Annotated in this window: 26 protein-coding genes; 12 read left to right on the top strand and 14 right to left on the bottom strand. The window is 46.4% G+C overall.

Going from position 1 to position 22,261, the window contains the following annotated elements; translation table 11 throughout:
- Positions 1–121 precede the first annotated feature (121 nt).
- Positions 122–379 (bottom strand): helix-turn-helix domain-containing protein, encoded by a 258-nt coding sequence (locus tag WH95_RS00955; protein ID WP_455349744.1) that lies wholly within the window; start codon positions 377–379, stop codon positions 122–124.
- Entirely contained in the window at positions 363–896 is a 534-nt protein-coding gene (locus WH95_RS00960; RefSeq protein WP_046501756.1) for a hypothetical protein, read from the bottom strand. The genes WH95_RS00955 and WH95_RS00960 overlap by 17 nt, the downstream gene beginning before the upstream one ends.
- A 306-nt stretch (positions 897–1,202) precedes the next feature.
- Here WH95_RS00960 and WH95_RS20270 point away from each other — a divergent pair, with 306 nt between their 5' ends.
- Positions 1,203–1,703: a tetratricopeptide repeat protein gene (locus tag WH95_RS20270; RefSeq protein WP_052741672.1), complete on the top strand. Its 501-nt coding sequence runs from the start codon at positions 1,203–1,205 to the stop codon at positions 1,701–1,703.
- A gap of 62 nt (positions 1,704–1,765) precedes the next feature.
- Here the strand turns inward: WH95_RS20270 and speE are convergent, their stop codons facing one another.
- The 3 genes from speE to WH95_RS00980 form a co-directional block, all read right to left on the bottom strand.
- Positions 1,766–2,593 carry a polyamine aminopropyltransferase gene (gene speE, locus WH95_RS00970; protein WP_046501758.1) on the bottom strand — a complete coding sequence of 276 codons (828 nt, stop codon included), beginning with the start codon at positions 2,591–2,593 and terminating at the stop codon, positions 1,766–1,768.
- Positions 2,594–2,701: 108 nt separating this feature from the next.
- The gene (locus WH95_RS00975) at positions 2,702–4,027 is read right to left on the bottom strand and encodes a flavin monoamine oxidase family protein (RefSeq protein WP_046501760.1); all 1,326 of its coding nucleotides are present in this window, start codon (positions 4,025–4,027) and stop codon (positions 2,702–2,704) included.
- Complete coding sequence (locus WH95_RS00980) at positions 4,020–4,727, bottom strand: ArsR/SmtB family transcription factor (RefSeq protein WP_046501762.1); 708 nt, start codon at positions 4,725–4,727, stop codon at positions 4,020–4,022. The genes WH95_RS00975 and WH95_RS00980 overlap by 8 nt, the downstream gene beginning before the upstream one ends.
- 85 nt (positions 4,728–4,812) lie before the next feature.
- On the opposite strand from WH95_RS00980, the gene WH95_RS00985 reads away from it, so the two are divergent.
- A complete protein-coding gene (locus WH95_RS00985) occupies positions 4,813–5,775 on the top strand; it encodes a DMT family transporter (protein WP_162199366.1) in 963 nt (320 codons plus the stop codon).
- Between the two features lie 139 nt (positions 5,776–5,914).
- On the opposite strand, the gene WH95_RS00990 is transcribed toward WH95_RS00985, so the two are convergent.
- The 3 genes from WH95_RS00990 to WH95_RS01000 all read right to left on the bottom strand — a co-directional run bounded on the left by WH95_RS00990 (position 5,915) and on the right by WH95_RS01000 (position 8,160).
- Positions 5,915–6,640: an anti-sigma factor gene (locus WH95_RS00990; RefSeq protein ID WP_046501768.1), complete on the bottom strand. Its 726-nt coding sequence runs from the start codon at positions 6,638–6,640 to the stop codon at positions 5,915–5,917.
- The gene (locus WH95_RS00995; RefSeq protein WP_046501771.1) at positions 6,637–7,179 is read right to left on the bottom strand and encodes a sigma-70 family RNA polymerase sigma factor; all 543 of its coding nucleotides are present in this window, start codon (positions 7,177–7,179) and stop codon (positions 6,637–6,639) included. Before WH95_RS00995 ends, WH95_RS00990 begins: the two co-directional genes overlap by 4 nt.
- Before the next feature lie 129 nt (positions 7,180–7,308).
- Positions 7,309–8,160, bottom strand: a complete 852-nt coding sequence (locus tag WH95_RS01000) for a DUF4394 domain-containing protein (RefSeq protein ID WP_046501774.1) — start codon at positions 8,158–8,160, stop codon at positions 7,309–7,311.
- Between the two features lie 449 nt (positions 8,161–8,609).
- Between WH95_RS01000 and WH95_RS01005 the strand changes: the two genes are divergently transcribed.
- Positions 8,610–9,353, top strand: coding sequence for a 5'-methylthioadenosine/adenosylhomocysteine nucleosidase (locus tag WH95_RS01005; RefSeq protein WP_046501776.1), 744 nt, complete (start codon positions 8,610–8,612; stop codon positions 9,351–9,353).
- A 278-nt stretch (positions 9,354–9,631) separates the two neighbouring features.
- On the opposite strand, the gene WH95_RS01010 is transcribed toward WH95_RS01005, so the two are convergent.
- Complete coding sequence (locus WH95_RS01010; RefSeq protein WP_046501777.1) at positions 9,632–10,372, bottom strand: SDR family oxidoreductase; 741 nt, start codon at positions 10,370–10,372, stop codon at positions 9,632–9,634.
- Between the two features lie 240 nt (positions 10,373–10,612).
- On the opposite strand from WH95_RS01010, the gene WH95_RS01015 reads away from it, so the two are divergent.
- Together WH95_RS01015 and WH95_RS01020 are read left to right on the top strand one after the other, a co-directional pair.
- Positions 10,613–11,212 carry a TetR/AcrR family transcriptional regulator gene (locus WH95_RS01015; RefSeq protein WP_046501779.1) on the top strand — a complete coding sequence of 200 codons (600 nt, stop codon included), beginning with the start codon at positions 10,613–10,615 and terminating at the stop codon, positions 11,210–11,212.
- A gap of 95 nt (positions 11,213–11,307) precedes the next feature.
- Complete coding sequence (locus tag WH95_RS01020; RefSeq protein WP_046501782.1) at positions 11,308–11,694, top strand: VOC family protein; 387 nt, start codon at positions 11,308–11,310, stop codon at positions 11,692–11,694.
- 78 nt (positions 11,695–11,772) lie between these two features.
- On the opposite strand, the gene WH95_RS01025 is transcribed toward WH95_RS01020, so the two are convergent.
- The gene (locus WH95_RS01025; protein WP_046501784.1) at positions 11,773–12,558 is read right to left on the bottom strand and encodes a substrate-binding periplasmic protein; all 786 of its coding nucleotides are present in this window, start codon (positions 12,556–12,558) and stop codon (positions 11,773–11,775) included.
- Positions 12,559–12,850: 292 nt separating this feature from the next.
- Between WH95_RS01025 and WH95_RS01030 the strand changes: the two genes are divergently transcribed.
- On the top strand, positions 12,851–13,546 hold the full coding sequence (locus WH95_RS01030; RefSeq protein WP_157845844.1) for a substrate-binding periplasmic protein: 696 nt from the start codon (positions 12,851–12,853) through the stop codon (positions 13,544–13,546).
- 19 nt (positions 13,547–13,565) lie between these two features.
- Here the strand turns inward: WH95_RS01030 and WH95_RS01035 are convergent, their stop codons facing one another.
- Positions 13,566–14,207: a helix-turn-helix domain-containing protein gene (locus WH95_RS01035; RefSeq protein ID WP_046501786.1), complete on the bottom strand. Its 642-nt coding sequence runs from the start codon at positions 14,205–14,207 to the stop codon at positions 13,566–13,568.
- A gap of 377 nt (positions 14,208–14,584) precedes the next feature.
- On the opposite strand from WH95_RS01035, the gene dctP reads away from it, so the two are divergent.
- The 5 genes from dctP to WH95_RS01060 all read left to right on the top strand — a co-directional run bounded on the left by dctP (position 14,585) and on the right by WH95_RS01060 (position 19,292).
- Positions 14,585–15,652, top strand: a complete 1,068-nt coding sequence (gene dctP, locus WH95_RS01040; RefSeq protein WP_046501788.1) for a TRAP transporter substrate-binding protein DctP — start codon at positions 14,585–14,587, stop codon at positions 15,650–15,652.
- Between the two features lie 133 nt (positions 15,653–15,785).
- Complete coding sequence (locus WH95_RS01045; RefSeq protein ID WP_046501791.1) at positions 15,786–16,355, top strand: TRAP transporter small permease subunit; 570 nt, start codon at positions 15,786–15,788, stop codon at positions 16,353–16,355.
- A complete protein-coding gene (locus tag WH95_RS01050) occupies positions 16,352–17,668 on the top strand; it encodes a TRAP transporter large permease (protein WP_046501793.1) in 1,317 nt (438 codons plus the stop codon). Before WH95_RS01045 ends, WH95_RS01050 begins: the two co-directional genes overlap by 4 nt.
- 396 nt (positions 17,669–18,064) lie before the next feature.
- Positions 18,065–18,601, top strand: a complete 537-nt coding sequence (locus WH95_RS01055) for a carboxymuconolactone decarboxylase family protein (protein WP_046501795.1) — start codon at positions 18,065–18,067, stop codon at positions 18,599–18,601.
- Between the two features lie 262 nt (positions 18,602–18,863).
- Positions 18,864–19,292 (top strand): hypothetical protein, encoded by a 429-nt coding sequence (locus WH95_RS01060; protein WP_046501798.1) that lies wholly within the window; start codon positions 18,864–18,866, stop codon positions 19,290–19,292.
- A 110-nt stretch (positions 19,293–19,402) separates the two neighbouring features.
- Here the strand turns inward: WH95_RS01060 and WH95_RS01065 are convergent, their stop codons facing one another.
- The 3 genes from WH95_RS01065 to WH95_RS01075 form a co-directional block, all read right to left on the bottom strand.
- Positions 19,403–20,035 (bottom strand): LysE family translocator, encoded by a 633-nt coding sequence (locus tag WH95_RS01065; protein ID WP_052741674.1) that lies wholly within the window; start codon positions 20,033–20,035, stop codon positions 19,403–19,405.
- A gap of 194 nt (positions 20,036–20,229) precedes the next feature.
- A complete protein-coding gene (locus tag WH95_RS01070; RefSeq protein ID WP_046501801.1) occupies positions 20,230–20,649 on the bottom strand; it encodes a VOC family protein in 420 nt (139 codons plus the stop codon).
- 108 nt (positions 20,650–20,757) lie between these two features.
- Entirely contained in the window at positions 20,758–21,438 is a 681-nt protein-coding gene (locus WH95_RS01075; RefSeq protein ID WP_204247657.1) for a helix-turn-helix transcriptional regulator, read from the bottom strand.
- Between the two features lie 176 nt (positions 21,439–21,614).
- Here WH95_RS01075 and WH95_RS01080 point away from each other — a divergent pair, with 176 nt between their 5' ends.
- Entirely contained in the window at positions 21,615–22,250 is a 636-nt protein-coding gene (locus WH95_RS01080) for a hypothetical protein (protein WP_046501804.1), read from the top strand.
- The last annotated feature ends 11 nt before the right edge of the window (positions 22,251–22,261 follow it).

Consider the following 22,261-nt stretch of genomic DNA (forward strand, 5'->3'; position numbering starts at 1 on the left):
CCTAAACACACCTGAAATTGTCGCCTATTATCTAGGTAAATTTTGCAAAACGTCGGGGAATAGGGTCTCTGCCCAGATTAATAACTATTCCCGTGCACGTATGCGCGCCAAGAACGTGATGTTATCCATAGTCCAGAATATCACCCGGCTTACAATCCAGAACCTCGCAGATTTTTTGCAAGGTATTAAAACGTATCCCTTTGACTTTGCCGGATTTAAGAAGTGACAGATTTTGAACTGTTATACCAACCAGCGCTGCCAACTCATTTGATCGCATTTTTCTTTTCGCCAGCATCACATCCAGCGTCACTATAATTTCTTTTTGCGGGCTATCTGTGTTTGTAGCTTTGTCATTCATTGCGTTAAACAATCTTTCCATAATCTTCGGCGATTTCCCCTGCACGCATCATAACCGATGCCATAAGCCACAAAAGAACACCAACCAGCAAAAGAACAAAGGCAACAGGTGCCGTCGCTGCATCCAGATCGAGTGTGATCATGCGCTGCCCCACAGGATTGTTATAGGTCAGGGCAACGCTCATCAATGCCTGAACCACTGGTATAGATAGCGTGAAGACCACTAACGACAGCCCAAAACGCCGCAGCAATTGACTGAAAGAAGGCAAGTACCATTCAGCTTTGTCAATCTGGGTAAAAATCCGCGACACAGCCAATAATCCAACGGCCAAAATCATCAGATGTAGCGTAGAAATAAGGCCGCCCAACAATCGATTGCTTATATCAACATTAAAATTGGCATCACTCAAACCGGAATAAGCACGGGCGGGAAACTCAACAAGATCCGGGCTCATCCACAGTCCAATATTTGCGATAAGGAACACGATCGCCAACAAACGCGAAAAAAAGGCCAAAAAGGGGGTAAAAGACAATGACATACCAAACATTCCTAATTTATTTAACTTGATAAACAATTATCGTTTAACATTAATTTTGTCAAATAAAACATATATGGATTCGAAAGCAACCCTCGAAAATGCCACCTGCCAAACGACGGTTTCCCCCCGTATACAAGATTTATAACATCCCGGTTTTATACCGTCCCCTCGATCAGAAAGTTAGATCTCTTGGGAAAAGAGTGTTTGATCTCAAGAAAAGATAGGGGCATGATCTTTCCCAGACACCTAATCCAATTAGGTGAGATGTTATGCCCTGTCCATCTACCCGAAAATCGAGGGAAAATCGTGATCCGTTTGTTTCTTTATTTTTTACTGTCACTGACACTTTCTTTTCCTGTGCTCGCCGATGATCTGGAAGACGCGAAAACAGCGGTTAAACAACGCGATTACAATACGGCATTTAATCTGTACCTTCCCCTGGCGGAAGAGGGAAACCAGGAAGCCCAATACGCCTTGGGGCAAATGTACAGCAAGGGTCTGGGCACAAAACAAAATGTGACCACCGCCGCTAGCTGGTATGAAAAGGCCGCAGATCAGGGGCACCTGCTGTCACAGGTTCAGGTCGGGCGTATTTACTTCCTGATCACCAACGAGCTGGTCAAAGCACACAAATGGCTGAATGTCATTACCCTGCGCAAAATCGAAGGTGCCAAGAAATTACAACTCTTTGCCAAACAAATGCGCAATGACATTGCCAAGGAAATGACGCCCGAAGAAATAGAACAAGCAGAAAAAGAAGCGAAGGACTGGATCGCTAAGCACGAGGAAACCGGCCAAACCAAATAACAGCAGCCCCTTTGGTTCAAGCTAACGTCCACAGCACAGAACACAATCAACAACTGGCCTGCTTACGCATCAGGCTCCAGATAAAAAGCCGCCTTGTGTATTCGCTCGCTGTAGTAACGGGTGCAAAAGTCTGTTGCCCTTAAGCCGACGGTATTTTGTTCTGCCAACGCCGCCAGATCAATTCCATCACTCCCCCATGCAAAGGCATGAAGCCCGCCAACATAGGTCGGGATTGCCGCATGATAGAACCCTCCAAAGCCAAACAGAGACAGCATTCGGCCTCGCATATGTTTCAGGATTGAAGGTTGATAAGACGGACATCCTGCCTGCGCAACCATCACTCCGTCTTTGGTTAGACGGTCTTTGCAGTTTTGGTAAAAATTGTTTGTAAACAGGCTGGTTGAATTATCATCTGGATCGGTGGAATCAATAATAATCGCGTCGTATTGATCTTCACAGGAAGCCAAAAACCCTGCCCCATCCCCGATAATCAAATTTAGCCGGGGATCGTCATACGCCCCATCAAGAAGCGTTGCGAAATGATCCCGACAAACCTTGATCAGGGCACCATCCAGTTCGACCATTGTCACCTGTTGTACTGTTTTGTGTTTTAGTACTTCGCGCAGGACCGTGCCGTCCCCCGCCCCAATAATTAACACGGCTTTTGGGTTTGGGTGAGAAAGCAAAGGGATATGACTAATGCTCTCGCTATAGATCTGCTCATCATGCTCTGTTATCTGAATGGCATCATCCAGAACAAGGACCCGTCCCAACAGATCATTAGCAAAAATTTCGACCTGCTGAAAGTCTGTTTTACCTTCGAAGAGCACCTGATCCCGGCGAATTGATTGCCGTATCTCAGGATGAATTCCTTCTACGAACCAGGACATTTTTCGAGAACTTTCAATAGCTTAAAATATAGCTATTAGTCATAGGCTCTCTAACGGGAAAAGTCCATGACATTCCCTTTACCCTTCGCTTTATCTCGCCAAATTCCCTTATGAAAGCAGGACATCAATGATTTCATTTGCGGCCTGTTGCCCTGTCAGATAGGCCCCCGGTGCCATGGTTGCCCATTTGCCGTGCAATGCTTCACCAGCAAAGAATAGTCGTTCGGCCACGGGCCGACGTGCCGTTTCCCTTAGATGGTTTTTGCCAACATTGGAATAGGCATAGCCCCCGCGTGCAAAGGTATCCGCTAACCATTTTGTTGCATGACCCTTGCGAAAAAGCTTTTTGACATCACTCCCTAAAACAGATGCAAGTGACGACAACGCAAAGTCCTTTGCGGCCTCTTGGCTATCCGCCGAGATATCCCGCGCCAACTGTCCGCCGACGAACATCGTGCTCATGGCCTGCCCAAAGGGACACAGAAGGTGACTGTGCCAGCTGTCGATCTGGTTCATCCCTTGTGGTGCTTCGATATAGGCTTCATTGGTATCCGCATCGGGCACAAGCGATCGAAAGGCCGGATCGAACTGAAGAGTTATTTTATCCAGCACAGCCATCGGCAGTTCATGAAATGCGGCCATTTTGTCCGCTGGTAATGCCGGTAAGAATTTCAGGGTCTCATCGGCAATGATTTCGGTGGGCACCGTTACCACAACCGCACGACAAGTTATCGTGCCTTGGTTGGTTTGCACCTTGATCGTTGGTCCCTGCCAATCAACCTTTTCGACGGTCACACCCAACGTAACCGGCACCGGCCCCAGAGTCTTGAAAATCCCCGCGGCAAAACCTTGCGGTACCATCCATTCCGTTCCGGTTTCATACTGTGTTTGGTAATCAATGACCGACAAACGATCAGAATGCACACCGGCTTCAAATGGCCCTTTTCGAAGTTGTGCCAACGCATCCCATTTATTTTTAGGTGGACGCAAATCGTGGATGGAAATATCGCCATGGGTAACAGCATCATACGCCCAGAGATCGTCATAGAGCGCATCTTCTGCCTTCTCGATATCAATGACTTCCTGCGCTGTGGCCCTTCGCCCCGTTTGGTGTCCTGTCTGATTTTCTCGGACAAAATAAATTGGCTCTCTGGCCCCAAAATCAAAAATATCATATCCCGCCTGATCCCGGATTAGGGGAGACAGGGGATTAACATCAGCAGAATGCAACCATGTACAGCCGTGATCATAGGGTACACCAAAGGTTTCCTGTTCCGTATAGGCCCTGCCCCCGATACGATCCCGTGCTTCAAGAACAAGCACCGACACCCCTTGTTGCATTAATGTCCGGGCGGCTGTCACCCCCGCTATTCCAGCGCCGATGACAATCACATCAGGGTTTGATAGCTCCCCGGTGACTTTATCGTTACCCATAATCAAAACTATTCCATTGTTTGATACCCAGCTTTTGGCCAAGTTGTTGGCGACCGAGGTCAGTCAGTTTAATAATTCGGCGATGCCTTGTTCTTTCAATCCATTTCAAATTGAAAGCCAGCAGTGTTATCGCGGCCCCCAGTGCCCCGGCCACATGTGGCTTGCGCTCACTCCAATCCAGACATTGGGGCGCGAACTGACGTCTTGTTTTTCGTAAAGATCCCAGATCAATTCCCAGTTCAGCAAAAAACTGCTCTCCCTTCGTCGTTACATTATAGTGACGGTCTTCTATACTGAGGTATCCGTGTGCGACCAACGCTGTCGTTATTGAAACGCCTAATTCCCCCGCCATATGGTCATAACACAGACGGGCACATCTTATCTGTTTCTGTTCCGATGATGCTTGACGAATTGGTGCAGGTTTGTGGCGCACCAGATGTATCAAAGGTTCCAGTGCTTCGGCGACGTCTTCCCCCGCCAGCTTATAGTAGCGATGGCGACCATGTTTTTCGCAGACCAGCAAACCGCCCGTAACAAGTTTGGACAGATGTTCACTTGCCGTCGCAGCAGAAACACCCGCAGCTTGCGATAATTCTGTCGCGGTCAGCGCCCGTCCATCAAAGAGTAGCGCCAACATCGCCGAGCGCGCTGGCGATCCGATCAACGCCCCGATAGAGGCCATAGAAGGTTCTGCATCCATATTTCGGTTTTATCCAAAACATATCGACAAAGCAAGTGATATGGTGTTTACATTAAACAACCATCGCGTAGAAAAGCCCCCACCTATGACAACTCAAAACACGTCAAAAGCAACAACTTCAAAACCCCGGATCAATGCAGATCAAAACACGGTCAAAGCAAGCACCAGCGGCGCAATAGATCAGGAAAATACCGCGCGCATAAAAAGGGGCATTCTTCTTGTCGTTTTATCCGCTACGCTTTTCAGTTTGGCTGGTATTTTCACCAAAAGTATTCAGGCAGAAACCTGGTCTATCATTGCGTGGCGCGGTATTTTTGCAGCTCTTTTTCTCTTTCTCTGGATCGGCTATCAAAAAAGCTTTACCCGCAGCTTCCTGCAAATGGGCCGAAGCGGGCTTTTGGTCGCTATAATCGGTGCAATGGGAACAGCAGCTTTTCTATCCGCATTCAAACTAACTTCTGTCGCCAACGTTTCCCTGATCTATGCCGCGGCCCCTTTGCTCGCTGCGATTATCGCATGGATCTGGCTCAAAGAAAAAATCACCAAGCCTGTTGCATGGGGGTGTTTCGGGGCAATTTCCGGGGTGCTGATTGTGGTCAGTGGCTCGCTGGGGCAAATAAATCTGAAAGGCGATCTTCTCGCCCTTATCATGACCTGTTCCCTTGCCGTGATCATGGTGATCTATCGCCGCTATCCGAACACACCATCCGCGGGGCCGACAGCCTTGTCATCACTGTTATTAATCCCCGTGTGTTTTTACTTTGGGTCCCCCCAGAACATAGATTTACCAGAACTGATCCCGTTGGCTCTTTTCGGGTTGATATTTGCAATTGCAGCAATATCCCTGACTGAAGGGGCTAAACTGATTCCATCGGGCCAGGCCGCACTGGTCAGCTCCCTCGAAACCCCAATCGCCCCATTTTTGGCATGGCTAATCCTGTCAGAACAACCAACACCACAGGCTGTCATCGGGGGATTTGTAATCATGACTGCGGTTATTTACAGTCAACGCACGCATCCCCACACACAACGATCCAAAGAAAACTAGGACATCAGATCATTAGCACGACCTTGGTCGCTCTATCCATTTCAAGATAAAAGCCAGCCTACAAAGAGTCTGTTCGGTAGGCGCAGGATCGTACGTTAGTGCTGGCATCCGTTCGCGGGCGACGCGCCGCGAAAAACTCTCAACCCGGTTGAAATAAATCTGCGTCAAAGAACTCGTCGGTCGCCAGGATGGGGCCCGTAGGCACACCGGTCGGCGAGCCGCCCTCTGGTTCGTCCGATACAGCTAATACGCCGCCATTGATCAAGGCAGCAATTTCTGGCGTGATTTCAAACAGGCTTTCGCGATCCGCCGGAACCACCCCCAGGGACACGGGCGCATCGGCATTCGCACTGATCACCCAAAGCTCAAAAACCCTACCCGCCGCTGGTACCCCCTGTTCAGGGATCACTTTGAACAAGTTTCCGTTCGGGGCGTAGCCTGCCTCAATATGCACAGCGCCGTCCGCCGAGATCAGCGTCGCATGGTGTGTCGGGTCGAATGCCGGGTCACGCAGCATAGGGCTGAAGACAAGGAATGCGGCAACAGCGAATGCGGGGAAGGCAAACCACCCCCAAAACCCGCCCCACCCAGACCCTGCACGCCCGAACCTAGAACGCCCGGATCTTGCTTTTTCGCCGTTCAGTTCGGCGACAAGCTTCGTCTTGACCGAAGGCGATGGATTGTCTGAAGGTAAATCAGTGGCTAGGGCTGCAAACTCCCTCTCCCAAAAGCGCAGATGCACACGCAGGTCCGGTTCGGCCTGAAGCCGCGTTTCAAATGCCCGCTCCGCATCTGCGTCCAGCAGGCGCAAGACGTATTCGGCGGCCAGTGCCTCGTCTTCGCTCATGTCCTGTTGGTCGCTCATCGCGAAAGGCACTCCTTTAAAGATATCAGGCTGCGACGCAGCCAGGTTCGCATCGTGTTCAGCGGCACATCAAAGCGGTCCGCAAGCGCTTGATAGGTCGCACCGTCTAGATAGGCAGCACGGACAGCATCGGCGCGGTCTTGCGGTAACTCCTCGAAACAGGTGCTGATCCGGCGCTGCTCTGACGTGGCAATAGATGTAGCTTCAGGTCCTGGACGTTTTTCGACAAGCTCACCAACGCTGTCGAGATCCACGTGGTTGCTTTTCCTCGCGCGCAGCCGATCAATCGCCAGGTTACGCGCAACAGTGATGAGCCATGTCATCGGACTATGACCCGTGACCTGATATCGGTCAGCCTTGGCCCAGATCCGAAGGTACACGTCCTGTAGCGCATCTTCGGCTTCCGGCCTGCTCTTCAAAACACGCAGACAGATACTGAAAAGTTTCCCGTTTGTGGCATCATAAAGCACAGTCAGCGCAGTCTTGTCGCCAAGCGCAACCCTGCCGATCAGCTTTTCAATGTCCTTGCGGTCGGTCATACGCGTTCATAAACAGTTCGGGTAGTTTCTTCTTCCTGCCTGTCTAACAGAAATGGCCCGGAACAGCAATCTCTCACTACCGGGCCATTTGCATAGGTACTAATAAAATCTAGACTTAATCGCCGAAAGTTACATGCCGATCGATGCCGCAAAACCGGTAATGCCACCCATTCCGAGGTCAGCTTTCATCGTGGCCGCACCTGTTTCGAGGTCAATCTCGTAAAGACCTGCTGACGCGGCGCCTTCCATTTGCAGGATGGCAAGTCCCATGTTCTCACCTTCCGCTCTCGAGACGATATCAAAACCTCCCATCGGGGCCAGATCGACGGGTACACCGTCAACGGTAATCTTGCCTATGGTTTCCAGCGTACCTTTGTTGTTGGCCAAACTGATCAATGTATCAGTGGCTGCATCAAGCGCATACTGGAATGTCGCGCTGGCCTTTTTGCCATTGATGGCGTTTGTATAGGCGTTGGCAAAGACCATCGGAGAAGTACCTGCCATGGCATCACCCTTAGCATAAGCCAGGTCAGTGAAACGGCGCACCGACCCCGCACGCTTATCATTGTCACCAAAGCCTTCGGGGAAATAGACAAGGTTATCGCCCGCGGACGTCACAGCGCGTACGGCGTCAATCTTGTTGTTGAAATCAAACGCAACCATCTTGCCGTCGCCAATCATCGCATCATCCATAAATGTCGCACCCAAATTCGTCAGATCACCCGACATCGGGTCAATCGTCGCGATCATACCGTCAGAGAAGCCAAGAAGTTCACCCGTAACCGGACGCCAGGCAATCGCTTTCAGAGGAGATGCCAGGCTGTAGGTCATCACGTCACCAGGGGCATGCACGTCACTCATCACGACAAGCGTTGCGCCATCATCTGCCAGTGCATAGCCGGAAACCGATGCGTGACCATCTGCAAATGCCGGGGTAGCCGCCAGTGCGATAAGAGATGTCACAAGAGTCTGGATTTTCATTATTTTTCCTTTCAAGTTGGTCGCAGTGCGCACGTGGTCGGGTGCGCTCAATGTTCAACCACGAAAGGCAATGCTGAATAGTTTCATCGCGGTGTAAATATTTTTGGATTAGAGGGCAGTGATGCCCGAACCAATGCGTAAGCCGGGCCAAAGTGGACTGTTTTACACACTGCCTTCGTCCGCAGAATGTCTGTTCAGACAACGCGCCGCGCCTATTAATTGGGCAGGATATTCAAAGTGCCAATCAGGAAAAAGCTCAAAAGGGTACAATCCCTGTCGCTCTACAAGCTTTCAAAAGCACAATGCTTTACTATTCCTTTAGGTTGATACCCTAAACTTCTTCAGTCCCTATTTTGGTGTGTATGTTTATGGCCCTCTAAATTCGGCCTGTTTTCAGGGAACAAGCAATAGGTCCGTACCAAGCAATAGGTCCGTACAAGGAGATCACCATGTTAGGCGTTATTGGCGCAATGAACGAAGAGGTTCAATTGTTGCTGGGGCAACTTAGCGATATCAGTGAAAGTACTCATGCCGGCATTACCGTAAGCACAGGCAATTACAAAGGAACTGACATTGCCTTGGCCCAGTCTGGTATAGGCAAGGTCAATGCCACGATCTGCACCCAGATGATGATTGACCTTTTCAAGCCAGAGAAACTGGTTTTCAGTGGTGTTGCCGGCGGGCTGCTACCTAATATGCAAGCGGGTGATATTATCATCGCCAGTCACGTCGTTGAATATGATATGGATTTGACGGCTTTCGGGCGGCGTCATGGGGAAACCCCGGGCAGAGAACGCCTGATTGAATGTGATCCCGACCTTGTCGGCAAGGCCACCACGGCATTTGACACTGCCTTCGAAGGCGTCGATGGTGCCCCCAACCTGATGCTTGGCACCATTGCTTCTGGCGATACCTTTGTACAGGACCGCGACAAACTACGGTGGCTCCAACGGGAATTTGCGGCCCTTGCAACCGAAATGGAAGGCGCAGCCTTTGGCCAGACATGCCGCCTCAACGGTTTGCCCTTTGTGGTTATTCGGGCCTTGTCTGATTCATCTTCGGACAGTGCCAGCGAAGATTTTGAAGCAAACCTGCACCGTGCCTGTCGTAATTCTTTTGAGCTTATGGACCTGATGATCCCAAAGGCCCTAAAAGATTGGGACCAGGTCGATCGTAGAAACAGTAGGGAATAACAGCACTACCAACCTGAACAGCAAAGGTAAAATAACGTCCTGCCCTCTATTACAGCGTTGATCACAGCACATGCGGAACAGAAGATACAAACAGGGTGTGAAGAACTGATCTTTCAAATTCATCACACCTGCTGTTTATTATTCCAGACCTCAGCTTCAAAAGCCGATTTTCAGTTATATGATCAACATTGAAAATCACTTTTTAAAACCTGTGCCACTGGATCTTTACTCCTCGGCAAAATAGTTTCACCTCTGGGTGACTATCCCTCTAGAGGTCATTATTCTGGCAACATCTCTCCGACCTGTTTTTCCAACGCTTTAGGATCGCTTAGGAACCCTGCGTGAAAGTCAACGGACATAGGATCGGGGTAAACATCTTCGATACCATTCTCCACAGCATTCAGAACTTCTTTTGCCACAATGTTCGGCGCTGTTTTGTCCAACGGCACACTCGCCGTCATGTCCGTATCGATTGGTCCGGGATATACACCAACAACATGCGTCCCCTGCCCAGCCAGTTCGGCCCGCACCCCTTGGGTCAGGGAATGAACCGCAGCCTTTGATGCAGAATAAGATCCCAAAACAGGAAAGTTCAAATAGCCCGCAACTGAAGAGATATTAACAATGGCCCCACCATTATTTTCTTTTAGAACCGGGGCAAAGGCACGAATCATATTCAAGGGCGCAAAATAGTTTGTTTCCATTTCATCACGCGCGTCATCCAGCGATGGTGCCGTCATGAAGCTTGTAAAGCGGGCGATCCCTGCATTGTTAATCAACAAGGCAACATCTTTAAAATCATTGGCAAGTGTCTTGATGGTTTCAGCTTGGTTTACATCCAGCGTAACCGGAATAACCTTGCCTTCATTTTCCTGAACCAAATCTGACAACTTATTTGCGTCACGCGCCGCGGCATAAACCTTGGAAGCCCCGGCCGCAATCAGCTCCTCAACAAAAGCTCGGCCAATGCCACGATTAGCCCCGGTTACAAATGCGACTTTACCCTTAATATTACTCATTATTTTTTCCTCAAAACCATGCTTGTGTTTTTCAGGCAAATTAAATACCGATAAGTATTAAAATATAAACACGAGATGAAATGTCAAATTAAAATACCATTCGGTATTAATTTAAATGGTTATCCTATATTGTGCCTCATACGACTCTGCCCCTCGTCTTGGCTTAACTGATTTGAGACTTGAAGAAATAAGCTCACCTGATAAAATACCATTCGGTATATATATTTGATCGAGATGACAATGGGACGCGGCCGACCACGTAAAACAGACCCGGAAGAAGTGCTGGACACAGCAATGAAAGTCTTTTGGAACAAAGGTTTCGAAGGCACATCCATGAGTGATCTTGTTGACGCAACAGGTATGGCAAAACCAGGACTATACGCCTGTTTTGGTGATAAAGAGTCCCTCTATAAAAAATCTCTTACGCGCTATTTTAATAGCCTAGGCACACCGTTGTTAGATGATTTGGAATGCTCTGACGATCCTTTGCCCCTTGTTGTGCGTCGCTTTTTGGAAACAGTCGCTCATTCCATGCTGGATGACAGCTGCCCCAGCGGCTGTTTTGTCGTCAACAGCCTTATCGAAGGCGCATCACAACACCCTGCTTTACAAGCCATCGGTAAAGAATACGATCAAAGACGTCGGGATGTTTTTGCCCAACGATTTGCAAAGGCCCAGAAGAACGGCGAACTGCCGCCACAGGTTGATGCCCAAGCACTTGCAGAATTTTTTGCCGCACAATCCCTTGCCTTGGGGGTGATGGGGCGGACGGGCACAAATAAACAAGAACTGAGCAACTTCATCAACGTTGCCATGACTGCTTTGCCTGCAAATCATTAAAAACAACCCTGTCCGAAATATTCAAGACCAGAAAATATTTCGCCTTTAATCTGAGTTTCATATTTAATGACAGCATCAGATCAAAGGAGAAACAGGTGCAACTCGCCTATACCATTCTTTATGTCCAGGACGTGGCCGCAACATTGCAATTTTACCAAAAAGCCTTTGGCTTTAAGCAGAAAATGCTTCACGAAAGTGGCGATTACGGGGAACTTGATACGGGGCAAACAACCTTGTCTTTCTCATCTCTTTCCCTCATGAAGGAACTGGGTAAGAACCCATCATCCCCGCAAAAAGAACATCCCTGTTTTGAGATCGCATTCACCACGGATAATGTCTCAGAAGCATTTGATCGCGCTTTACAAGCTGGTGCAGTACCCGTGCAAGAACCAGCAGAAATGCCATGGGGGCAAACAACAGCCTATGTAAGCGATCTTAACGGGTTTCTGGTGGAAATCTGTACGCCAATAATAATTCAGTAATCACAAACACCGACTTAAATCAGAATATTTTAATCTACGACAAAAATTTCTATTCTCACCATCTATAATAAGTATCTCTTATTGCAGGTACTTATTATAGATACGATGATACGTTCCGTCTTCACGCATCTCGGACAACGCCGCATTAAAAGCGGGTAAAATGTCAGCATAAGAAGAATCTTTTCGAATGAGAAATCTGAATTCAACTTCGTCAAAGGGATAGGTGCCCTCTTCGAGTATTTCACTGTGTTCTTGGTTAAGCTTCCCCTCTTTGATCAGGCGATTTATGTTGTATTTCAAGATAAAGTCGTGCTCGATCATCCCATCAAAAGATGAACCTCTTTGAACCAACATAATTAAGGCCTGTGTAAATTTGGGTGCATAGGTCACTTTCAAATTTTTCAAATTTTCTTCGGCCCAACCATTTCCCAAATATGACAAAAGTCTAAAATCCCTAAGATCAGCTGCGGTTCGCGCTTTCAACAGAATATTTTTATTTGGATTTTTTTTATTTGCAAACAATCGCCAGGTAAATGTAAAGACGGGATCACTCGCGGACAGGTACGATAAGCGTTCAGGAGTTGCTATTGTCAACATTGCGTCCCCCTTCTTGCTCTTAACCAAAGATTGCGTCCGTTTCCAGGGGTAAAGTTGAATAGTCAACGGCTTATCCAGCCGATTAAAAATTTCTGAAATAACCTCTATAAACAAACCTTTTGGGCGATTATCTTCTCCATTGTATATAAAGGGTTCGTAATCTGAATCATCCAACCAAACAAAACTTTCAGATGCCTGGCTTTTCCCGATTGCACCACTCATCATGAACAGGAAAATACATATTGAGAAACTTAATCGACTAAACATTAATGTTCCTGTTCAAATACCTAAATCTTTTTGTGGTTACAAAATTTTATCTAACTAAGTTCTAAACATTCATTAATGAGTTGTTGATTTTTATTGGAAACAAAAAGTTCAACACAAATATAGTAATTATAAGTATTTCCCGTATAAAGTTTATGTTAACATGTATTTTTTTAGGAAAGGATAGTCAGGGCGATTAGATATTGAATTAATCACCCCAGTCAAAATGTGGAATAGATCACACCTTATAAAAAATCTGTTCTCTCTTATACTCACCCTGGTAATCTACGGGATAGTGTTTCCCAGAGCCGTTTTTGCTGAACAAAGTAAAATCACAATATATGCTGTTAACTACCCCCCCTATTCTATTGAATTTCCGCCCAAAAATGAATTACGCGGATTTGATGTAGAGGTTGCCATCGCCGCTTTTGACCAGGTCGGTATAAAAGCCAGCATTGAATACATGCCGTGGTCCAGAATTTTACTTCGGGCGAAACAAGGTAAAATAGCCGCCGTATTATCCTGTGCCAAAGCAGCAAGCAGAGATTCATTCCTTTATTTTTCAGCCCCGATCAGCAACGCAACCAACAGCTATATTGCGAAACAATCCTATACAGGAAAAATCCCGCAAAGCCTGTTGGACGGTCAGGGTAAAAAAATTACGGCTGTTGATGGGTATACGGGGGCATTGGAACTAAAAAAAGCAGGTATTCCCCATCACTCTGTGACAAATGACGAAGCTGCACTCAATATGCTGTTAAAAAGGGACTTTGATTTTTTCTATTCTAATCGGGAATTCATCGAATACATAGCTGTTAGCAAGGACCTAACTTCACAGCTTAAGTATTTTGACCTGAAGCAAAAAAACTTCCATCTTTGTTTTAGTCAGAAGTGGCCGGACGCTAAAATTCTTTTGGAACAATTCAACAAAGGCCTATCCATAATAAAAGATGACGGTACATACGACAGAATTCATGCGAAATATAAATAGTCGCGTTACCACAAAGAACCTAGCCATAGCCAGATTGAAAAACGTTCTGTTGCCGGGATACCTTGGCAAAGTTTCGGGGACTTAGGGAAAACCACTGTTTGAATTCCCGGTTCATATGTGCCTGATCTGAAAAACCGTGATCAAAAGCAAATTCAGCAAGAGAATTCGCCTGTTCTATATCACGTCCAGCCCGGCGTACACGGGCCAACCTGTGCCAGAAAACCGGGGATTTTCCGGTTTCTTTTACGACATAGCGCTGTAACGTTCTGGAAGACACACCAAGATTTGTCGCCGCTTGTCCAACAGTCCCCACACCAGATGCCAGACACAACAACGCATCCTCTGTTTGCATTCGGTAGATCGTATAGTCATTGATCAAATCAACAATATTATCACTGTTTATGGGGCATTGCCCCGCGACTGCCCTCAAAAGTTTTTCCATATCAACGGAAGTACCGGGCCTTAATCGATAACCTTTGAAAAAGTCCCCTTTGAACATAGGTACTGTTTGCGTCGTTTCCGCCAGATGAGAAAGAAACCACACGGGTTCTTGCCCTGGTCTGAATTTGAAAATCAAATCACAACAGCCATCAGGAATAACAATCGCCTGATCATCATTATCAGTTGTTGCATCCCAGATATCCAAAACGTTGTTGTGCATGGCGGTGAATTATTTATTTAAGATACAAAATTCGTAGATAGCATAGATCTAAGTATATCAATACCTTCTAATAATCTCATCCCCTATTTAACCAGTTAAACACACAAACGACTCGTATACTTAATATTTAATATTGAATATTGTATACAATAATTGCTATGCTGCTTTTACTGAGTGGTTGAAGATAACAAAGCAGACTTTAAAGGCGCTAAGTTTTATCCGCTTTAAACTGAGTCAGTGAATTCAAAAACAAACAACCGCTTAACATATCAATTAGGTCGCACGACACAGTATCTGGTGGTTGCTCTAGACCAAGTATTGGGTGTACGGCCCCAATCAAGCCCCGAAAAAAGGGGTATGTAATAGTGGAGGACTTCATGTTAAAAAAGTTTATTACCCCGGCTCTTATTGCGGGTTCCATCTGCATAGGCACAATAGCAAACGCGGCTGAAATCACGTGGCGCATGCCAGCAGCTATTTCCGAAGGATCTTTTTTCTATAAAAACTTTATGGAACGCTTTGCTGCAAATGTAGAAGTCACAACAGGTGGCAAGCTAGAGGTACAGCCCTTTGGTGCCGGGGTTATTGTTCCAGCCTTTAAAGTATACGAAGCTGTTCAAGACGGTTTGGTCGATGCAGGGCACTCCACCCCTTCATATCTTGTCAATCAGGACCCCACAAATGCCATTTTTGCGAGCTTCCCCGGCGGCATGTCAGGCGAAGCAACCCTGCACTGGGTGTATAATGGCGGCGGCGAAAAGATGCTACAGGATTTCCGCCGCGAAAAAATGGGCCTTCATTCCATTGTTGTAGGCATTGGAACATCCGAGTTTATGGCACATTCAAACAAGGAAATTAAGTCAACAGCTGATCTCAAAGGTCTGAAATACAGAACATCTGGTGCGTGGGCTGCTGTGGTGAAAGAAACTTACGGTGGCATACCAACAGTGGTTCCAGGTGGTGAAATTTACACCTTGCTTCAAAGGAAAGGTGTTGATGCCATTGAATGGTCAACTCCCGGTGCGAACCTGAGTGAAGGTTTTCACGAAGCTGCCCCCTATATCATTATGCCTGGCGTACACCAGCCATCTTTCCTTTGGGAAGTCTTTGTTAAAGCAGAAACATGGGATGCTCTTTCAGATGAACTCAAAGCTCAAATCGAGGCAGCTGCAAAACTAACGACTTACGAAAGCTATGCCCATTTTGGCAACACAGACATAGAAGCTATGGCAGAGTACAAAAAAACAAACGTTAAAATGATCACACTCGATAATGTTGTTGTTGAAGAACTGCGTGAATCTGGTCGCAACTGGGCACGTAAAAAGGCCAAAGAGCTTGCAGATGCAGGTGATACCTCTATGCAGACAATTATGGAATCATACTTTGCGTATCAAAAAGCCTGGGCAGAAAACTCTGAATATCGTGTCAGAGATATCGTGAAATAAGACGCTGTTCTTTTCCGTAGTTCACATTGGGTGAGCCTGCTTCATGCAGGCTCACTTAAAGCTCCTGTTCAACAGGACAGTTAAAAAAGTTTGATCAAATAACAAACTAATCCATATACAATCGGGGTAAACCATGACCTCTTTTCTGTCTTTCATAGACAGGGTTTCCAACTTCTTTGGTAGCATCTCAAAGTTGGTAATACTCTGTCTGGTTATATCAATGATCTATGAGGTCGTTGCACGTTATATCTTTGATGCCCCCACTCTATGGGCTTTTGATATTTCCTATATGCTCAATGGGACAATCTTTTTACTTGGCGCCGCGTTTACATTGCAGGCAGATGCCCATGTCCGTATCGACTTTCTTTCCAGACAATTGAGTCACAAAACACAGCAATATCTTAACGGCTTTGTTTACAGCTTCCTTTTAGGGCCTTGCTTCTGCGTCTTTACCTACATTGCTGGAACGAAAACTTATAAAGCCTTCATTACCAATGAAGTTGAAAATGTAAGCCCATGGGCACCTGTGGTCTGGCCCTTTTACAGCGTCATTGCGGTTGGGCTTGGCATTTTTGCACTTCAGTTCTTCTGCGAAGGAATAAAATACCTCAGGCGTGAAAAAATTCCCGGCGAACATGCCGGAGAAATAGATAATGTCGAAGTTGGTAATATTAAAATTGATAATACAGGAGAAAAGCCATGAATTTTCTTCCTATTATCATGTTCCCCGCCCTTTTTGCACTTGTCTTCATGGGCCTTCCCGTGGCCTTCGCGCTGGTTCTGATATCTGTACTTTTTGGATATATCGTCTTTGGCGATATGATTTTCCTTCAACTCTATGGCCCAATTCTGTCAACAAGTTCTAACTTTATCCTTGCAGCAATTCCGCTATTCATCTTTATGGGGGCCATTCTGGAAAGATCCGGGATAGCGTTACGTCTGTTTAAAGCACTACAGCTTTGGGTCGGTCGACTTCCCGGCGGTATTGGTATTGCAACGATCTTAATGTGCTCCGTATTTGCAGCGGCATCAGGTGTTGTTGGCGCGGTCGAGATTGTCGTAGGCCTTATGGCAATACCGGCAATGCAGCGGTATAACTACAACGGAGAGCTTATTGCGGGCACAATATGTGCGGGTGGATCACTCGGCACCATTATACCACCTTCTATTGTTGTTGTTGTCTATGCATCAATCGCACAGTTATCCGTCGGACAGCTTTTTGCGGCTTCTCTTATTCCTGGTTTGCTTATGGTAGCCTTCTTTTTGGGGTACCTGTTAATAAGGGCAATTATTAAACCTCAAGATGCACCGTCTATTCCCGTTGAAGATCTCAATATTTCACTTTCAGAAAAGCTAACCATAACCCTCAAAGCTCTTATTCCGCCTTTAGTATTGATCTTTGCGGTTTTAGGGTCCTTACTTGCCGGGGCAGCGTCACCAACTGAAGCCGCCGCAGTTGGCGCAATTGGTGCCCTGTTGCTTGCAGCATCGTTCAGAGAACTTAGCTTTGAAACATTAAAAGCATCATTGGCTGTAACCGTTCGTGTTACCTCTATGATCATGTTGATTGTTGTTGGCGGCACAATGTTTACTGGCATATTCGCACTCGCCGGTGGTGGTAATCTGATTAGAGATCTGGTTGACTTTATCGGGTTTGGGAATACCGGATTAATTGTCTTCTTATTGCTAATCGTCTTCATAGCCGGGTTCGTTCTGGATTGGATATCAATCGTCCTGATCTGTATTCCTATCTTTGCCCCTATAGTGAAATCAGCTGGCATTGACCCTATCTGGTTTGCTGTGATGGTTATGGTTGTTATCCAAACATCTTATCTGACCCCGCCAATGGCCCCGTCAATCTTTTACCTGCGGTCCATAGCGCCACCAAGTTTGACTTATCAGCATATGTACAAAGGCGTTATTCCCTTTGTTATCCTACAGCTACTTGTTTTACTCGTCGTCGCGCTTATTCCCGAAACGGCAACCTATCTGCCCTCATTATTAGTGGGATTATAGAGTTCAGTTAACGCGCTCAATCACTCAGGACTGCTTTAACCACAGTCCTGAGTTCGCCGTTAAAAAAGTACTTCAACAATCCTGCACACGTAAACCAAAGATGTCAGTTCAACGTAACTATCAAGGGTCAATATCGCTGTTAAAATACAAGCAACCAGCTTGTTTCCTCTCCGAAAACCCATGACCCTTTAACTGGTTAATCCCTATACCCATCTCCTTTTATTGAAACTGTTACTTTCTGTAAGAATAAATACCGCGTTCACAAAAGCGTGATGTTCTCTGATATTTTATAGGTTCTCATTGAAAATAGAACAATCGGTCTAAATATGTTTAAAACCGATCGGTACTAATTTAAGCGCTGATCGAAAATTTTACTATTTTCTAAGGACTATAAACATGAGCTTTACCCTGCACACAAAAGAAACCGCCCCTGAAAAAAGCCAACCGCTTCTTGATAATGCACTAGAAGCATTTGGCATGATCCCGAATTTAATCGCTGTTATGGCCGAAGCTCCCGCCACTTTGGAAGCGTATCAAACCCTTCATTCCCTTTTTCAGCAAACCAGTTTTGATGCCGAAGAGCTGACGGTTGTCTGGCAGACGATCAATGTGGAACACGAATGCCATTATTGCGTGCCAGCACATACCGCCATTGCCCATATGATGAAGGTCGATGCAGGCATTATTGATGCCCTCCGCAACAAAACAGACCTGCCAACAGAAAAGTTACAGGTACTACGTCGAACAACCCTCGCCCTGGTTAAAAACCGTGGCCGCCTTGCTCCATCAGATGTTCAGGCTTTTAAAGCTGTTGGCTATGAAAACAAACAGCTTTTGGAAATTGTACTTGGTATTTCCCAAAAGGTAATCAGCAACTACACAAACCACCTTGCCGAGACACCTGTGGATGAACCCTTTAAACAGTTTGTTTAACAGTACTAACCACAAAGGCCTGAACCAAATCGTTCAGGCCTTTTGTTTTTTTGGCGTTTCAGCTACAGACGTGCTTCAAGGAAAATCAGCTATCTCCGATGAAAAGCAGGCAATATTGTGTTTATCCAAAGTGTGTTTGGCAAGATCAAATAAGTAACTAGCCAGTTGCCCATACAAGCCTACAGTTGCAACTTAAAGCAAAACTAGATATATAAATTACAACAAATAAGATCTTTTTCGTTTGTTCTAGCAGAGTATAAGTATGATTGTATTACAAACACTTGGTGGATTAGCAGCTTTCATCGGAGTTTTATGGGCTTTTCTGGCCTTTAATAATCATTGTGCTGAAAAATTCGAATATCAATTTTTTACAAAATTGTCATTTATCATAGTCGGAATTGCTGTTGGTTTATTATGGATTGGTAATGAATGGCGTTTAAATTCGATCGCAGAAAATGGCGACATTCTAAACGGCACTATTCTTATGATTATTGGGGTGTGTATAGGCCTCTTTTTAATCATCCAAAATTTTAGAGCAACAAACTTCCTTTATGGTTTCGGTGGCAGTATTGTACAAATCTCAGTATTCAGTATTTTGGCATATTTTGGCGTAATTATACTTATATTAGGCGTATTCCTGAGCGTTATAGCCAGTCTAGGAGCTAAACGAGTCCATGTAGTTAATCAATAAAATCGACTCTGGTGTCTCATTTCAGTAATGTTTCAATCCTACTTATATTTGGATATAATGTGTTTTTTTACAATCCAATACAAGTTGCGAAAAACCTAACCGCCCCATGTTCATGATCGTTTAGTTATCGCTAGGGCAACCCCAGTAACGACCAGTAGAACACCCGTTATTTTATTTCTTATCGCGGCCCGTCGTGCGCCCAAAAGATAGGGGCGTAAACGGCCCGCCAGAAAAGCATAGGTCGTGTCCAAAAATGCAGCAACAAAAAGAAAAGTGACACTCAAAACAAAAAGCTGTCCCGGTGCGGATAGGCTCGGGTCCATAAACTGAGGGAAAAACGCAGCATAGAATATAATTGTTTTCGGGTTTGTGATCGCCACAACAACACCCTGTAGGAACAAAGACTTACCGGGTTTAGTTGCCTCTTGATCTTCCAGTCCCTGTCCCTTGCTACGCCATGATTTTATGCCGAGATAAATGAGGTATATTGCCCCTGCAAGTCGCAGAACATCAAACCAGTTCGACAAGGCCGTCAGAACCCACGCCATTCCCAGACCACCGATGAGAAAAAGCACGACGTTTCCCAAAACCGTGCCCATCACATTGGCCACACCTGCACGGGTTCCCTGATTGAGGCTATTGGCAATCACCAGCGTCACAATCGGCCCCGGAATAATAGCCAACACAGCAGTGGCCAAAACAAAAGCCAGCCAAAGGCTAGGATTTATCGCAATATCTAACATGCCCTTATTCTTTCCTTTTCAAGTGATCACCCCAAGCAAAGAACCGAAAGAGAAAAGAAGTCAAGAGCCTGACAAACAAAAAAAGCCTAAAGGTGCTATTCTTGCAGTTAAAGCGCCACGGCAAGACAAAAAAAGCCCCAGATAGAGGCTTTTTTTAATCATCGGATAAACCAGCTAAATGAAACTACCGAGTTCTACCAGCTACCGATATTTTCCATGGATGCCCAGGGTTCTTGAATTGGCAAAGATCCGTCCGCATGCAAAAGCTCAATGGATATCCCGTCGGGGGATTTGATAAAAGCCATGCGTCCGTCGCGTGGCGGACGGTTAATTGTCACCCCTTGATCCATAAGCTTTTGACAAAATTCATAGATGTTATCAACTGCATAGGCCAGATGGCCAAAATTACGACCCCCGAACAGTTCTTCAGGATCATAGTTATAGGTTAGCTCCAGCTCGGCTTCCTGTTGGCCCGGTGCTGCCAGCATGACAAGGGTAAACCGCCCTTCCGGATTATCAAACCGCCGCGTCTCGACAAGACCCAGCTTGTTGCAATAAAAGTCCATGGACTCTTCCAGATCAGTGACCCGCACCATGGTGTGTAAGTATTTCATCCCTGTTTCTTTCCTTCATCGTTACCCAGCATTCAATTTATCCAGCATGCTATCCATAAAGATCCCTTTTGGAAACAGAGAGATAATCACTAAAACGCGATACAAAAATCATAACCTCTTGAGGTAATCGCGGAATTCTTTACCTGCTTCCCTGCGAAAGCTCTTTCCGGTTCGCCGGACACTTTGCAAACGGTCAATCCGAAAAGACCGAAAATCATCACTTTTTTCGCACCACGCGGTCAACAGCCACACCTTGTCAAACGCCGTAAGCCCCAGAGGGCGAACAATACGCTCACTCGCTTGATCCTTTAAGTCCAGATAACCGATCTCCAGCAACGCCCGGTCACGCACGGCTGTTCTTACCGGGCTGAGGAAATCAATGGTTTCTTCTTCGGATTTTGGTTGCACGGAATAGGCCAGCAAAGGCGCATCATAGTAACTGTCTTCCATATCTTCGGGCAGCACAGCCGATATTTTGGCCGATGCCCGTGTTGCAGCATCGGCAAGTGGCTTGTCCCCACGTGCTGCCACCAACCGCATGCCGATAATAATAGCGTCCAGTTCATCCGCATCAAAATGCAAAGGCGGTAGGAAATAACCCTTTTCGATCTGATAGCCAATGCCCCCTTCGCCGCGTACAGGTGCCCCCATGGACTGTAACGTTACCATGTCGCGATAGATCGTCCGCAGCGAGACGCCGAGTTCGTCGGCAAGACTTTCGGCCGAGACAGGCTGTCGCCTTGCCCGTAAACGGTCGAGGATGGAGAAGAGTCTTTGAACGCGCATCATTTTTCCAGATTAGATAAACTACCCTGACATAAATTGTCAGGGGTATCCAGTATAAGTCGTTTCACAAGCCCATGTGCCAAACCCAACATCCAATCCCGGGAGGCAAGTGGCAGCACGCCATCAGCACATAAATTACTGATGCGAAACACTTATATCGATAGAAACGGAAAACAGGCATGTTCAAAAAAGATCTTGGTTCCCTTAAAACAATGGGCTTTGCCCGCTATGAAAAGCGCGATGGTGTCGAAACCGCAGAAATTATCGAAGCAGCGCTGAACTGGCGTCATGATTTCCTGTCAACACAGGAAGGTATCGCCACGCATTGCTTTCTGGGTAATGACAAAGGGCATTTTGCCGACGCCATCATGGCGCGTGATCACCAATCATTCATGGCGATGTGCGAAGCTCACCCACAAGCCAAAAGTTCACAGGAATTCATGGCCTTACTAAAACCCGACAGCATTCGTCTGACCGCCAATACTATCCTGAAAGAAAACGTGACGGCTCCGACAAATTTTTCCTCTATTGAATTTGGCACCTTCAGTCCAAAGCCAGAGGTCTTTGATGAGGAAAAAATGCTGGAGATATCAAACCGAATTGAAGAGAACTATTTAAACCAGTTTACCGAAGCACGCGCCCACTTCATGGGTAAAATTGATGACACAACCTATTCTGAAATCGCCTTTGTCGAGAACCTGGGCATGGCCCGCAGAATTTGTAATGGCTATGTTCAGGATGATACCTGTCTGGAACTTCTGGATATTTTTGACCCGGAAAGTGTCGATCTGGACTTCTGGTTCAAGCTGGCCTGATCAGATCACAT

It is taken from the genome of Kiloniella litopenaei, assembly GCF_000982415.1.
Lineage (GTDB): Bacteria > Pseudomonadota > Alphaproteobacteria > Kiloniellales > Kiloniellaceae > Kiloniella > Kiloniella litopenaei.

Coding starts and splice junctions, on each gene's coding strand:
- WH95_RS00985 (WP_162199366.1), top strand. CDS start 4,813: ATGACAACTCAAAACACGTCAAAAGCAACAACTTCAAAACCCCGGATC.
- WH95_RS01005 (WP_046501776.1), top strand. CDS start 8,610: ATGTTAGGCGTTATTGGCGCAATGAACGAAGAGGTTCAATTGTTGCTG.
- WH95_RS01035 (WP_046501786.1), bottom strand. CDS start 14,207: ATGCACAACAACGTTTTGGATATCTGGGATGCAACAACTGATAATGAT.
- WH95_RS01055 (WP_046501795.1), top strand. CDS start 18,065: ATGAGCTTTACCCTGCACACAAAAGAAACCGCCCCTGAAAAAAGCCAA.
- WH95_RS01025 (WP_046501784.1), bottom strand. CDS start 12,558: ATGTTTAGTCGATTAAGTTTCTCAATATGTATTTTCCTGTTCATGATG.
- WH95_RS01000 (WP_046501774.1), bottom strand. CDS start 8,160: ATGAAAATCCAGACTCTTGTGACATCTCTTATCGCACTGGCGGCTACC.
- WH95_RS00975 (WP_046501760.1), bottom strand. CDS start 4,027: ATGGGTAACGATAAAGTCACCGGGGAGCTATCAAACCCTGATGTGATT.
- WH95_RS01045 (WP_046501791.1), top strand. CDS start 15,786: ATGACCTCTTTTCTGTCTTTCATAGACAGGGTTTCCAACTTCTTTGGT.
- WH95_RS01010 (WP_046501777.1), bottom strand. CDS start 10,372: ATGAGTAATATTAAGGGTAAAGTCGCATTTGTAACCGGGGCTAATCGT.
- WH95_RS01060 (WP_046501798.1), top strand. CDS start 18,864: ATGATTGTATTACAAACACTTGGTGGATTAGCAGCTTTCATCGGAGTT.
- WH95_RS01050 (WP_046501793.1), top strand. CDS start 16,352: ATGAATTTTCTTCCTATTATCATGTTCCCCGCCCTTTTTGCACTTGTC.
- speE (WP_046501758.1), bottom strand. CDS start 2,593: ATGTCCTGGTTCGTAGAAGGAATTCATCCTGAGATACGGCAATCAATT.
- dctP (WP_046501788.1), top strand. CDS start 14,585: ATGTTAAAAAAGTTTATTACCCCGGCTCTTATTGCGGGTTCCATCTGC.
- WH95_RS00955 (WP_455349744.1), bottom strand. CDS start 379: ATGGAAAGATTGTTTAACGCAATGAATGACAAAGCTACAAACACAGAT.
- WH95_RS01015 (WP_046501779.1), top strand. CDS start 10,613: ATGGGACGCGGCCGACCACGTAAAACAGACCCGGAAGAAGTGCTGGAC.
- WH95_RS01080 (WP_046501804.1), top strand. CDS start 21,615: ATGTTCAAAAAAGATCTTGGTTCCCTTAAAACAATGGGCTTTGCCCGC.
- WH95_RS00995 (WP_046501771.1), bottom strand. CDS start 7,179: ATGACCGACCGCAAGGACATTGAAAAGCTGATCGGCAGGGTTGCGCTT.
- WH95_RS01075 (WP_204247657.1), bottom strand. CDS start 21,438: ATGATGCGCGTTCAAAGACTCTTCTCCATCCTCGACCGTTTACGGGCA.
- WH95_RS01065 (WP_052741674.1), bottom strand. CDS start 20,035: ATGTTAGATATTGCGATAAATCCTAGCCTTTGGCTGGCTTTTGTTTTG.
- WH95_RS00980 (WP_046501762.1), bottom strand. CDS start 4,727: ATGGATGCAGAACCTTCTATGGCCTCTATCGGGGCGTTGATCGGATCG.
- WH95_RS00960 (WP_046501756.1), bottom strand. CDS start 896: ATGTCATTGTCTTTTACCCCCTTTTTGGCCTTTTTTTCGCGTTTGTTG.
- WH95_RS00990 (WP_046501768.1), bottom strand. CDS start 6,640: ATGAGCGACCAACAGGACATGAGCGAAGACGAGGCACTGGCCGCCGAA.
- WH95_RS01070 (WP_046501801.1), bottom strand. CDS start 20,649: ATGAAATACTTACACACCATGGTGCGGGTCACTGATCTGGAAGAGTCC.